The 13,051-nt window shown below is 42.5% G+C and carries 15 protein-coding genes and 1 pseudogene; 2 read left to right on the forward strand and 14 right to left on the reverse strand.

The window, feature by feature from the left end; translation table 11 throughout:
- Positions 1 to 38 precede the first annotated feature (38 nt).
- The 6 genes from EJF36_RS21245 to EJF36_RS21265 form a co-directional block, all read right to left on the reverse strand.
- Positions 39 to 311: a YokU family protein gene (locus tag EJF36_RS21245; RefSeq protein WP_125907747.1), complete on the reverse strand. Its 273-nt coding sequence runs from the start codon at positions 309 to 311 to the stop codon at positions 39 to 41.
- A complete protein-coding gene (gene kamA / locus EJF36_RS21250) occupies positions 308 to 1,711 on the reverse strand; it encodes a lysine 2,3-aminomutase (protein ID WP_125908489.1) in 1,404 nt (467 codons plus the stop codon). Before kamA ends, EJF36_RS21245 begins: the two co-directional genes overlap by 4 nt.
- 516 nt (positions 1,712 to 2,227) lie before the next feature.
- Positions 2,228 to 3,076: a putative beta-lysine N-acetyltransferase gene (ablB, locus tag EJF36_RS21255; protein WP_125907759.1), complete on the reverse strand. Its 849-nt coding sequence runs from the start codon at positions 3,074 to 3,076 to the stop codon at positions 2,228 to 2,230.
- 84 nt (positions 3,077 to 3,160) lie between these two features.
- Positions 3,161 to 4,543: a sigma-54 interaction domain-containing protein gene (locus tag EJF36_RS21260; protein WP_125907760.1), complete on the reverse strand. Its 1,383-nt coding sequence runs from the start codon at positions 4,541 to 4,543 to the stop codon at positions 3,161 to 3,163.
- A 627-nt stretch (positions 4,544 to 5,170) separates the two neighbouring features.
- Entirely contained in the window at positions 5,171 to 5,335 is a 165-nt protein-coding gene (locus EJF36_RS21695; RefSeq protein WP_185806968.1) for a hypothetical protein, read from the reverse strand.
- 112 nt (positions 5,336 to 5,447) lie between these two features.
- Positions 5,448 to 6,713 carry a M20 family metallo-hydrolase gene (locus EJF36_RS21265; protein WP_125907761.1) on the reverse strand — a complete coding sequence of 422 codons (1,266 nt, stop codon included), beginning with the start codon at positions 6,711 to 6,713 and terminating at the stop codon, positions 5,448 to 5,450.
- A gap of 453 nt (positions 6,714 to 7,166) precedes the next feature.
- On the opposite strand from EJF36_RS21265, the gene EJF36_RS21270 reads away from it, so the two are divergent.
- Positions 7,167 to 8,606: a CAP domain-containing protein gene (locus EJF36_RS21270; protein WP_125907762.1), complete on the forward strand. Its 1,440-nt coding sequence runs from the start codon at positions 7,167 to 7,169 to the stop codon at positions 8,604 to 8,606.
- 198 nt (positions 8,607 to 8,804) lie between these two features.
- Positions 8,805 to 9,167, forward strand: coding sequence for a large conductance mechanosensitive channel protein MscL (mscL, locus tag EJF36_RS21275; RefSeq protein ID WP_125907763.1), 363 nt, complete (start codon positions 8,805 to 8,807; stop codon positions 9,165 to 9,167).
- Positions 9,168 to 9,495: 328 nt separating this feature from the next.
- Here the strand turns inward: mscL and EJF36_RS21280 are convergent, their stop codons facing one another.
- The 8 genes and pseudogenes from EJF36_RS21280 to EJF36_RS21725 all read right to left on the reverse strand — a co-directional run.
- Positions 9,496 to 10,134: a dimethyl sulfoxide reductase anchor subunit family protein gene (locus EJF36_RS21280; RefSeq protein WP_260472011.1), complete on the reverse strand. Its 639-nt coding sequence runs from the start codon at positions 10,132 to 10,134 to the stop codon at positions 9,496 to 9,498.
- Positions 10,131 to 10,361, reverse strand: coding sequence for a DmsC/YnfH family molybdoenzyme membrane anchor subunit (locus tag EJF36_RS21990; RefSeq protein ID WP_260472012.1), 231 nt, complete (start codon positions 10,359 to 10,361; stop codon positions 10,131 to 10,133). The genes EJF36_RS21280 and EJF36_RS21990 overlap by 4 nt, the downstream gene beginning before the upstream one ends.
- Before the next feature lie 28 nt (positions 10,362 to 10,389).
- Positions 10,390 to 10,941, reverse strand: coding sequence for a DMSO/selenate family reductase complex B subunit (locus tag EJF36_RS21285; protein ID WP_125907765.1), 552 nt, complete (start codon positions 10,939 to 10,941; stop codon positions 10,390 to 10,392).
- Between the two features lie 13 nt (positions 10,942 to 10,954).
- On the reverse strand, positions 10,955 to 11,581 hold the full coding sequence (locus EJF36_RS21710) for a molybdopterin dinucleotide binding domain-containing protein (protein ID WP_221760739.1): 627 nt from the start codon (positions 11,579 to 11,581) through the stop codon (positions 10,955 to 10,957).
- A 59-nt stretch (positions 11,582 to 11,640) separates the two neighbouring features.
- Complete coding sequence (locus EJF36_RS21715; protein ID WP_312028291.1) at positions 11,641 to 12,003, reverse strand: molybdopterin-dependent oxidoreductase; 363 nt, start codon at positions 12,001 to 12,003, stop codon at positions 11,641 to 11,643.
- Positions 11,892 to 12,512 carry a molybdopterin-binding domain-containing protein gene (locus EJF36_RS21995; RefSeq protein WP_260472017.1) on the reverse strand — a complete coding sequence of 207 codons (621 nt, stop codon included), beginning with the start codon at positions 12,510 to 12,512 and terminating at the stop codon, positions 11,892 to 11,894. The genes EJF36_RS21715 and EJF36_RS21995 overlap by 112 nt, the downstream gene beginning before the upstream one ends.
- 229 nt (positions 12,513 to 12,741) lie before the next feature.
- A pseudogene (locus tag EJF36_RS22325) lies at positions 12,742 to 12,798 on the reverse strand (hypothetical protein); the annotation flags it as partial.
- Positions 12,795 to 13,051, reverse strand: a 257-nt coding sequence (locus EJF36_RS21725) for a hypothetical protein (protein WP_221760740.1), incomplete at its 5' end; no start/stop codon positions are given. The pseudogene EJF36_RS22325 and the gene EJF36_RS21725, both read right to left, overlap by 4 nt.

The following is a 13,051-nucleotide window of genomic DNA, read 5'->3' on the forward strand; positions in this document are numbered from 1 at the left end:
ACATCAAATCGGGACTCAAAACGCTCCGACTCAACCTTTCAAAACTTAAAGTAATTTCTTTTTAACAATCGTGGTATATCCATTAACTCCTTATAGGAGATTCTTTTTCCAATTACATTCGTATCAATTAAAAGGAGTTGATCCTCTATTTCCTCCGTTACCTTTTCAGATTGATATTCCATCCCGCACGAATTGCACGTTACACCTGGTGTTTCTTCAATTTCAATGGCACGTGTGCCATCTGGTAACTCCCAATACACAGTAGATGTTGTGTTCATTACGTCACTAGCATCACACCACTCACATCTCACTGCGCTCCCCCCTTACTTTCCTTTTTCAATTGAGCCTGATATTTTTTCTCCTTCAGTTCATCACGCTTCTCTCGTTTATCTTTTAACGTGGAGTAATGTTCATTTTGCTTATAGCTTTCACGTCGGTCGTGGCGATGCAATGATTTTGGAACCAGATTAAATTGCTCATCGTTCAGCAGTGATGTAATTCCCGTTTTCGACGGTCGTAAATCGGCCGTTTCATATACTTCATTAAAATAAGCATCAGCTCGGCCTGCGACATAATTTTCTGGCTCTGGATAACTCGTGATCACACCCTCAAAGTTACGTAACACTGTCTTCGTTGGACTTTGCGACAGCAAGTAATTTGGCTGCAGCGCAATTTTTCCGCCACCACCCGGTGCATCTACAACGAATGTCGGTACTGCATAACCAGACGTATGACCGCGCAAGCCTTCAATAATCTCAAGTCCTTTTGAGATTGGCGCTCGGAAGTGACCTATGCCCTCCGATAAGTCGCACTGATAAATGTAGTACGGGCGCACACGAATTTTTACTAAATCATGCATGAGTTTTTTCATAATCGGCACGCTATCATTAATGCCTGCGAGAATAACAGATTGATTGCCAACCGGCACTCCGGCGTTGGCAAGCATTTCACACGCTCGCTTTGAATCCTCGGTAATTTCAATGGATGTATTAAAATGCGTGTTTAGCCAGACAGGATGATATTTTTTAAAAATATTACACAAGTCCTCGGTAATACGCTGCGGGAACACGACCGGCGCTCTAGTACCGATACGAATAATCTCCACATGCGGAATATCTCGTAAATTTTTTAATATATATTCAAGGATTGTATCGTTGATTAACAATCCATCACCGCCTGACAATAGCACGTCACGAACCTCTGGCGTTTCGCGAACATACTGGATTGCCGCATCCAACTGCTTTTTCGGGACACCCATTCCGATTTGCCCTGAAAAACGACGGCGCGTACAGTAACGGCAATACATCGAGCACTGATTCGTGACAAGAAATAGTACGCGGTCCGGATAGCGGTGCGTTAACCCGGCAACAGGTGAATCCTCATCCTCCTCAAGCGGATCCTCCATGTCATATTTGGTTTTATTAATTTCTTCGCCGATCGGAACAGACTGCATGCGAATCGGACATCTAGGGTCGGTTGGGTTCATGAGTGATGCGTAGTATGGGGTAATGTTTAGCGGAATTGTTTTCGTTGATATGCGAACGCCCTCTTCTTCTTCTGGTGTAAGATCAATTACTTTTTTCAAATCATCTAGTGTGCGAATCGTGTTTGTGAGCTGCCAAAGCCAATCATTCCATTTTTCCTCCGGCACATCCTTCCAAAGCTCAATGTCCTTCCAGTGACGCGACGGTTTATATAAATCATGTAACATGGGGAATCTCTCCTTTATTGGCTGTTTGCATTATATAGATGCAAGTTTCGTGCCAACTTTCTGACGCGGAGAGATTGAGCTGTTTTCCTGTGTTTTCTTCGAATGAGTGCCGATTGAACATGCAAAATGCCGAAAAACCAGCAATTTCCCTTTTCAACTTAGACGCAAACAGCCGAACCCTCGGCACCATGCCCAAAACCCGGCAGCATGGGGACGGTTCTCACTCTGCCAACCGGCAAACTGGGGACGGTTCTCGTGCTTCCTTGAGCGACTCACTGTTACTGGTTATCCCTAGCGACATGCATCGGGCTCAGGTTTCCGTCTAGTGACATGCATCGGGTTCGTGCAACCTTCTAGTGACACGCATGGTGCTTGGGTTCGGGTTCGCGCTTCCTTCTATTAATACGTGGGGTGCTTCCCTTTACCGTCACGCATCGGGCTCCCACTTCCTTTTAGCCACTTAAACGATACATGCCGCTTCTCTTGAGACACTTAAACGATACGTCGCACTTCCCTTTAGCGACTCAAATCCTTCACCCACACATTCATATCCTCGAGCTTATCAAAAATATAGCAATTGTTCGTCAAGCGTCCCGTGTAGCAATACCCTAGTTGGTGAAGCGCCGCATTCATCCCATACGATAGCGCCCGAGCGATTGAGAACGCACAATAAATCCCGCGCTGCTTTAGTTCATCCTCCAGCTGCTTAAGAAGCTGCTTAATCAACCCATATTTGCGATGCTCATACAACGTCGCACAGTCCGTTAACTCCGCATGATGCAGCGTTTCATTTATATCCGCTGACGCCGCGCTCACTAGCTGTCCCCCACATTCGACCACATAAAACACGGTCCCCCCTTCGATCATTTTTTTTACATAAGCCGCCTCTGTCACAGGCGTCGGATACACCGCGAACACCTTACCGTACAGCTCCGACAGCGCATGGGCATCTACCTTCGTCGCTTTGCGAAACACGTATTTTTTCGGAATATCGGAGGCGGCGCTCGGTCGCGCTGATCGAACTGCTTCGAGAATCCCATCCTCCTTCACCCATTGTGAGCTCGTTCTCCTCGCATCGTCTGCGAACCGAGTCATGATGTAATTATCAGATCCATTGAAAAAGCCATATATAATTGCCTCTAACTCAAACTGTAGCGACAATAACGTGTGAAAATGCTCTGAACGCGCAAAGAAAATTAGCTTTTTGAAATTATGTTGACTAAGGATTGGGTCGAGTGTTTTGACAATGTCTTGCACGTTGCCGCGATAATCGTCAACACGCAGTCGCTCATTGAAATAGTCAAGAAACAGCTGTACTTCGTATTGAGATGTTTTAAATTTTTTCGTTTCGTAAGGTGGGGTCATTGGATTAACCTCCTTTTGCTCGAGTTCTCATTGCAATCCAGGTTTTGCTAATTGTAGGTCGCCGTCTATTTTGAATCACACAACCTACTGCTCCCCATATTTCTTCATTTTATATTGCAGCGTTTGTCTCGGAATTTTTAAAATGGTAGCTGCTTTTAACACATTGCCGTTTGCAATGCGCAGAGCTTGTTGGATAAGGTTCCGTTCGGTTTGCTCGACTGCTAATTTAAGAGGTTGAATTGTTATTTTTTCACCAAGTGCACGCGTTACGACGTGAGGCAGGTGTGCCATCACAATCGTGTCACCATCGCACATATTCATTGCATACTCAATCGCATGCTCAAGCTCACGCACATTCCCTGGCCACGAGTGACTCTCAAGGTACGAAAGGACATCATCATCGATATCAATGACGAGTTTGTTAAATAGATAATTATATTTTTTTATAAAATGGTATGTGAGAATGGGAATATCACCAAGTCGCTTTCGCAATGGCGGAATTTCAATAAAAAAAACATTTAAACGGTAATAAAGATCCGAACGCAGTTGCTGTTTCTCAATGCATAGTTGCGGATGCTCATTCATCGCGACAATGACTCGCACATCCACAACGTACGACTCGGTCCCGCCTACTCTGCGAATAACACCATCCTCTAACACGCGCAATAGCTTCGTTTGAAAATCGAGCGGCATCGCATGTATCTCATCTAAAAAAAGCGTGCCACCATGGGCAAGCTCAAATAATCCCGCACGATCAACAGCTCCTGTAAAGCTCCCCTTCTTCGTCCCAAACAAAATACTTTCTAATAAGGACTCTGGCAGTGACGCACAATTTTGTGCAATGAACGGCCCCTTTCGCCTCGCCGAGGCATTATGAATCGACTGAACAAGGAGCTCTTTCCCTGTTCCTGTTTCCCCATATATCATAATCGGCGACGAGCTGTTTGCCGCACGCCTAGCATACGCTTTAACCTGCTCCATCTCGTTAGATGCTGTGATAAAATCGTCCCAATTGTATTTAGCACCTGATGTGGTGGTTGGTTTGGCGGTTTGATTCACGACTTTCTCCTGCAGCTCAAGCAATTTCTGTGCGAGTTGCTTCACGCGTGATAAATCCTTTGCGATTTCAACAGCTCCAATAGTGCGACCACCGATTTTAATAGGCAGTGTCGTGTTCACTGTATCTATCAGTTGTCCTTTGTTATTTTTGTACGTCTGCGCCTGTTGATATATGGGCTGACCTGTTTCGATCACCTTAAGCAGCGTACTCGTGTGACTATTTAACGACGGAAATACCTCTAACACGTGTTTTCCTAGTACATGCCCAATCTCAAGCCCATCATGCGCCGCCGCCACTTTGTTGTAAAAAATCGTAATACCATCAGAGTCCACCGCATGGATGGCCTCATCAATAGTACCGAGGATTGCCTCAAGCATTTGTTTTGTTTCATACGATTTCAAAAACATAGCGTGACACCTCGATTTCTTGTGGTCTCTGGTTGATGGATTGAGCATAAATAGCTGGGTTTAATCAATATAACGACTAGGATTTATCGTGAGATTTTTAGGTTTATGCGTTATATTTTCGAGTTTATGCGTGAGTTCTTTAGGTTTATGCGCCAGATTATTGGATTTATGCGCGAATTCCTTGAGTTTATACGCCAGATTATTGGATTTATGCGCGAATTTCTTGAGTTTATGCGCCAACCTTTCCCAGTTGGCCACAAGAGTATGCACGGCGACGAACCTTCTAATTTTTAGGATACTTTTGATATCCGCATCCAGCAGTTCTCAACAATATGATTCATATCCATTATTATGTATATTTTAAAAAAGCTCTTCCTACAACCAATCTTACCGATAATAGTACTTTGTTTGTAGTTGGAAATGAACTTCCCTTGTAGAGATTTGACATGGCAGTGGTTGAAAACTTGGTATGTGGGGATGGATTTGTGGAATATGAAGCTTGACAGGAGGATTTTGACATGTGACTGCCGGACTTCGACTTACATTGGAGGACATTCAATAGCACATGGTTTTTAAGCAGTGAAACTAAATATAGCAAGAACATAAAAAAGCGAAAGGAATCTGTATTTATTCCTTTCGCTTCTCGTCATGTTTTTGTGCCGGATCCGGATGCTTGCCCTCTTCTTTTACTTCTTTGTTCGTTGGCATGTGCTCCATAATCTTCGATTGTTGTTTTAGTTCTTTTTCGTTATTGACCATGGTGCCGTTCAGTTTCTCATTTTTGTTGTTCATCCTTATCACCTCATGATTTATGTTCCCAAGGTGATAGTTTTTAAACATATAGCAGCCTTTATCAGTTTGCTAGCCTTTAACTATTTCTCTGATAGCAACTGATAGCACAATCCTAGTAATTCTCGACAAAATGCTTTAGGACGTGAACCGCGTGCACGCAGTCGTTTAGCATTGTCCACTCTTTTGGATTGTGGCTGATGCCTTCTTTACTTTTCACAAAAAGCATAGCAATGGGAATTTTTGCGCCGACAATCATTGCATCATGGCCAGCTCCGCTTGGCAAGTAGTACGGTGTGATGTTATTTGCCTTCACCGAGGACGTTAGTTTATCCAGCATATCGTCCTGCACGGGAACGGGCTCAATTCGGATTTTCTCCTCCCACGTAACAGTGACGTCGTCAATTTTCTTCAGTTCTTCAATCGCAAGCTCGACGAGGGCGTCTCGTGAGTTTGTGTGGATATCGCGAATGTCGACGATGAGCTTTACTTCACCGGCGATAACGTTGGCTCCATTCGGTGACACATCAAGCTTACCGACGGTTGCGACGGCAGTCGGACTTACCTTGTGCGGCAGACTGTTTAGCGCCACAACGAATTTACTTGCTGCCAGCAGAGCATCCTGGCGGTCGTTCATCGGTGTGTTGCCAGCGTGACCAGCTGCGCCTTTGAACGTTACTTCCATCCAGCAAGGTCCAGCAATTCCAGTGACAATGCCAACAGGAAGGTTTTCTTTTTCGAGGCGCTTGCCTTGCTCAATATGAACCTCAATGAAAGTGGCGATCTCACTCATGTCTCGTTGACTGTTAAAGAACTCATCTTCATTTAATCCGTACGTACGAATGACGTCGCTAAAGGGCTGACCTTCGATATCGACTAGGCGAGTGATTTCGTCACGGTTCACCTGTCCCATCATAGCTTGACTACCGAGTAGACCTCCATTGAAGCGAGCACCTTCTTCGTCAGAAAACACAACAACTTCAAAGGTGCGTGCAGGTTTGTAGCCATTAGTGCGCCACGCTTCGACTACTTCAAGTGCCGCGATGACACCTAGTGGCCCGTCAAAATGACCACCGTTTGGCACGCTATCAAGATGTGAGCCCGACATAATTGCTGGCAGAGTGAGAACCGTCCCCGTGCATCTTCCGAATATGTTGCCTGCTCCGTCTTCTCGTACTTCAAGTCCAGCGTCCTTCATCCATTGTGCGACTAATTGCTTAGCGTGCTTCTCTTCTTGTGAAAAGCCGATTCGGCGCGAGCCTCCATCCTCGGTGTAGCCGATGCTGGCGATTTCGGCGAGTCGTTGGGCGAGTCGCTCTCCCGACACGCCAGAGTGGTCTAGTGATGTTTCAAAGTCTGCAAGTAAACGTTCTTTAATCATGATTCCTCTCCCCTTTGTTTAAGATACTAATACAGTTACTTTAGTATAATGAACTTCGAAAGTCTAAATATATATTATTCTTTATTATAACTCTATTTTGATAGGGTGCACACAACAATAATGGTGGTAGTTCGTGTGGTTTTCAGGCAGATTGGGGACGGTTCTTATGCATCCTTTTCCACAATTAAACTGGCAGGTGAGACTATCATTTAACTGTATTTGGTTAAATAGATGGATTGTTCAAATTCAATAAACGGGCTCCTTGAGGCGATCTCCATTTGATTGTGCCTGCGCATGTTTTTTGGCAGAGTGAGAACCGTCCCCATGCTTCCTTTTTCATAGGTATTACGACTCTTTTTTACATTTCGACAAGGAAAATCGACATTTTCGGCTCAACAGATGGTTTTTCTTAGTATAATTCTAGTATCATATCTTTGATTGCGGGGAATAGAAATGAGAAAAATTTTAGTAGGATTTATTCTATCGATCGTGTTTATGACAACTGTAGTTTCGGCTGAATCTTCGTTGCCGGTTGATCAGTATATGGATTTCAAGTCTGATGAATATTGGACTCCAGCTGTGACGTGGGCAGTTGAGCGCGGTATCATGAATGGGTACGTGGAAGAAAAGTTACTGAAGCCATACAACCCGTTAACTCAAGCCCAGTACATGGCTATGCTGACGCGGTTTTTAGCAAAGGATGAACTAGCAGACGCCAATGCTGCATATACAGATAGTTGGGCAAGTGGCGTTTACTATGTTGCTAACAGGTATAACTTATTTTTAAAAGACGGATTGCATGACGGCACTCTTAATCAGCCTATTACTAGAGGAGACACTGCGAAACTATTAGCAGAGGCTGTGTCAGGGAAACGAATGACACAGAAGGATGCTATTCAGTGGTTGTATGACAATAATTTATCGACTGGCTATAAGGATGAAAGTGGGGTTTATCCGAAAACATATGCATCCTATCGTCCACACGATACATTGAAGCGAGCACAAGGTGTTGTGTTTTTATTTCGTTATTTGCAAAGCGGATTGCCTCAGACGATACAGCATGTAAAAGTGCATGATGCATTGTATGAATTAGGCAAAGATGCAGTTGTAACAATTGGCATGACAAAACAAGAAGTAGATGATAAATTAGGTGAAGCGCAACGAGTGACAACGAGTGAAATAGGATATGAATGGTACACGTATCATGAAAACTATCGAAATTTTATTATGGTAGGCATGTTAGATGAGCGCGTGGTAGCCACGTATACTCCATCAGTGTCGATGTATAGTAAAGTGGCGGTTGGTCTGACTATTCAGGATGTTGAGGACTTTCTTTTAGCTGGAAAAGGGACATATACAGGAGGCTTTAAAGACAAAACCTATCACGCCAACGAGGATCAATCTGTTTTTCTTTTTTACGATAAGCATGAGGATTATAAATTAACAGGTGTGTTTATTGAGAAAACAGACATGGGACGCTATTCTGATTATAAAAAGGACATACAAGATGACTTTGAATTACAAGTGTTTGATATTACGAATGCCATTCGGAAAGAGGCAGACCTTGCTACTCTTGAATGGGATGGTCGTGCAAAGGAATCAGCCTATGCCCACAGTTTAGATATGGCATTGAATCAGTACTTTGCTCATACGAATTTGGACGGGTTATCTCCGTTTGATCGCATGAAGGCGGAAGGTATCCATTATAGGAGTGCCTCAGAAAATATTGCTGCTGGTTATCGTAATGCGGTATTTGTCGTAGAAGGATGGATGAATTCGTCCGGTCATCGTAAAAATATTTTGTCTAGTATGAGCGAGTACTTAGGCGTCGGGGTTGCTTTTACTGATCAAGGGTATCAATATTATTACACACAAAACTTTTTTTCAAAATGATAGATCGCTGTTTAGTAATGGAGCTCTGATTTTTAGGGTTCCTTTTTTGTTCCAGTTTTGGGCCATGATAGATGCCCGTTACCTGAAGGCTATCATATAGTTTATGTTTGTTCACGGTTTCGAGAACGAGATACATATTTACTAACTTGTTGTACACATTACTTAAATAGAGCTTTTGTTCATAAGGAGTGATGAACAATGTGGCAAGAGTTTAAGAAGTTTGCATTGAAAGGAAATGTAGTAGACCTTGCAGTTGCAGTTATTATCGGAGGCGCATTTAATAAAATTGTGAAGTCGCTCGTTGACAATATTCTCATGCCGCTCGTTGGAACGTTGCTTGGTGGTGTAAGTTTTGAGGATTTAAAAGTGACAGTTGGTGATGCGGAAATCCTATACGGCGTTTTCATTCAAAGTGTGGTGGACTTCTTTATTATTGCGTTCTCTATTTTTGTGTTTGTAAAAGTTTACCGCAAGCTAGAGCGCAAGGAAGAACAAAAAGGCGCAAAGCCAGAGACGCAGGAAGATTTGCTGAGACAAATTCGGGATTTACTGAGGCAGTAGCAGTCTGAAAAATGTTACGGTTACGACAAGCAACCTGCCACAATCCAGTTCTCACCTTCTTCAAAACACTGGAACAAGGTTGATGTAGATAATATGCCTCCTCTTTTTTGTAGAATTGCGGCGATTTCGACACATAACTCGTAAATATTTCCCGAGAAATGTCTAACTATGAAGGATGCACGGGGACGGTTCTCAGTCTGCCGACGAACGAAGCACGGGGACGGTTCTTGTGCTTCCTTCGTCGTTAGACGAACGGAGGAAGCATGAGAACCGTCCCCAATCTGCCAAAAGGACCTATTAAAGAAATTATCTTTTTTTCTATATTCTTCTAGCCAACTATCATTGATACTCCCGTTCCATAGAAGATAAATCTTCCTAAAAATTCACCGATTATAACTAAAGCAAATGCTGCATAGCAGATTTTACATTGTGTTTGGGGTTTAATATTCTTATAAAATATCAGTCCTATAATAGCCAGTCCTGTAATTGATAGAATCCATCTAATTATAATCGAGTATGCATATTTTCCTGCAAATAAACTTGCTGTTTCTGCCCCCGCTAAACCTCCATCAACAGATAAACCAGCAGCATAAACTGGTAGATATATCAATTGGATAACGATAGCTGCTAACCCTGCTAATCCAAATACCTTTAATACTTTCATTAGTGCTTCTGTTTTCTCTTCTTTAGATTGTAGGACAACCATTATCACAGCAACAGCGCCAAAAACAACCGTCGTTCCGAAAAAAACTAGATACGTATTTACATCGATCCACGCCGGCTTTATGGTCACAAAATAAATACTCGCCATACTAAAGACTGCTCCTAATCCTACAATAGAGGTAACCCACCCTACTATTTGATTCCATGCACCTTTTCGATCTAGATAATAGGATACGATCCAAAGAACAAAGAAGCCACCTGCGAACAATATTTCTCTACTTAACCAAGAAGAATCTAGATTCAAAGAGCACGGTATGCTCCTAATGGCGTCCCTAAATGGAACACTGATAATATAAGAGCAATGAACATGACTGGGCCTACAAGAAACAATCCTTGTTTCGTTACATTAATACTGAGCTGCCTATCTATATTCTTGTTTAGAGAACGAATAATCACTATAAATATATAGGTACCTACAGCTAGCTGTGATAGGAGTGTGAATAATATGAGTGGCCATTCTTCCGCAAACATTTTAAAACCTCCTTTAAATTTATTTTTACTAATACTTAGCTTGTTCCTTTGCATGAACGGTAATAGAAGGTTTTGTTATACCAGCATCAACAAGAACTTTCAAATTAGCATTATCACCATATTTCTTTCTAAGCTCAGCAATCTCGCCAAATTCTATTGCTCTCATTGGACATGAATCAACACATACTGGATTTTGACCTTCATCGACTAAATCTGCACAGCCATCACATTTACCAACTTTTCTCTCTTCTTCAATGTATTGAGGACCTTCATAAGGACAAGACCAAATACAGGTTTTACATCCGATACATTTTTCCCTATCTTGAACAACTAGACCGTCTGATTCCCGCTTGTATATGGCACCAGTAGGGCAGTTTTGTGCACATTTAGGCTCAGCACAATGATTACAGCTTAAGGAAAGGTAATAGCCCCAAGTTTTTGGATACCTCCCACCTTCAAATGAATATACTCGTCTAAATAGCACTCCTACTTTTAAATCATTTTTATCTTTACATGCAATTTGGCATCCTTTACATCCCGTACATATTACTGAATTATAATAAAAACCTTTTTGTCCCATCAGGTATCACCTCCTAAAATATGACTCTTTGATCCCATTCACAGTCTGGCTTTAATGGTTTACCTTTATATTTTTCAACCCGGACAATTGTGGTGTTCCAAGGCTCTTCTCCCTGTCCACTTAAACGTGCTCCACAAAGCATGTTTGTAGCACCTGCTTTGTCAATACCGGTCTCTTCATCAAGCTCAACCCAAGCACCTTCTCCAAGAGATACAACACCAGGCATCATAGTCTCTGTAAGACCAACGTTACGAATCACTTTTCCATAGGCACTTTCTATTAACACGGTGTCCCCATCTTTAATTCCTAGCGCTTCTCCATCTCTTGTATTCATTAAGAAATCTTGAGGATAAGCCTCTCTTAACTGTGGTACGTTATCAAATACAGAGTGAGAACGTCTGCCGTAATGGTCGGTAACAAGTTGGAAAGGATAATCTCCTTTAACCTTATTTTTCCAATCTTTAAATGTATCCTCATAGCCATCGAGTGGTGGTTCATACTTTGCAATAGGAGGTATTGTTGTAAAACCATATTGTGCAATCTTGTCAGATAAAGCTTGACAATGAATCTCCAGCTTCCCACTCTTTGTTGATAGAGGATTAGCTTCTGGGTCTTTTACAAAATCCTCCCCTTGAATCACAGTGTAATTGTCATCTGGAGATCTTGGAACTTGGTATACACCTTTCTCTACCAGTTCTTTTATGCCAACCTTTCCTTTTTGTGGTGTTCCTTCAACACCCCATTCTTTATATCTTTCTGAGTGATGGTTACTAATGTCTCATAATCTTTTCCATCTTTCGTAATGACTTTAGCTCCTGCAAGTCTATTAAAGAACTGTTGCTTCGCACTAATTGGGTAGATCTCGTCAGGATTTAGCCCTAATCGTTTAGCAAGCTCTCTGTCCATCCACTCTTCTGTTCTTGCTTCAAAAATCGGATCAACTACTTGATTTACAACGAACATCGTTTCTGGGTTACCGCCCCTAACTGTTCCTTCTTTTTCCCATTCGGTCGTTGCTGGTAAAACAATATCGGCGTATTTTGAAATCGTAGAAAGAGCAATATCATTTGTAAAGACAGCATCAACCTTACGAAAGCCTTGACTCCCTTATTAATATCAGATGATTGGTTTAGGAAGTTATAACCACTACCGTCTCGTACTAGCCAAATCATACGAATATCACATGGAATTTTTCCTCTACCTGCTGTTGCTGTGTATTCATTATTTAAAATAGCATCATATGTTTCACAATAAGCCATACCATGCGCTTCTGTATTTGTTGGATTAGCCCATCTATATCCATCGTATGCACCGTATGTTGCATCAGGGAATAACGGATTTACAGCGCTAGGAAGTCCAGATCCGCCACCACGTACAAGTGTTTTACCTCCATAACTTTGATTAGAAGCATACCCCATCGTCCATACACCAGCACCAGGTTTCCCTACATTTCCTGTCATCCAGCCAACTGTAAGAAATGCTTGACAGAACTGCTGACCTCGATACGTACGTGCAGGTGCAAAAGACGAGTTCCAAATCACAGGCTTTGGTTGTCGCGACTTCTTCTGCAAACTCTCTAATCTCATTCGGCTCGGTACCACAAATTTCTGAAGCCCATTCCGGGGTCTTCGGAATACCATCATATGTACCAAGAACATAGTCCTTAAAATTCTCCTTTGGATCTGCTCCTTCAGGCATATGATCCTTATCAAAACCGACTGTACATCTATCCAAGAAGTCTTGGTCTTGAAGATTGTTTTCAATCATATGATAGGCCATGGCTAGAAGTAATGCTGTATCCGTACCAGGTCTACAAGGTATGTGTTTATCTGCCAACGTTTTAACAGATGGGCTCACCGTTGGATCGACAAAAATAAATTTCGCCCCAGCTTTCTTTGCCTGTAAAAATTATAAGTTGGGTTTCCTAAATTAGAACGCGCAGGATTTGTTCCCCACATTACAATTATTTTTGCATTTCTCCAATCCAGTCTGTCATTGCGTCCCCATGAAAAGAATCCGGTCATCGTCTCTTGAGGTACTCCCCAGGCACCTGATGAAGACGACCCCCATCTTACGAGAGCTCCACCGTAAAAGTTAAGAAGTCTGCTTG

This window comes from Bacillus sp. HMF5848 (assembly GCF_003944835.1).
In the GTDB taxonomy this organism is placed as follows: Bacteria; Bacillota; Bacilli; order Bacillales; family HMF5848; genus HMF5848.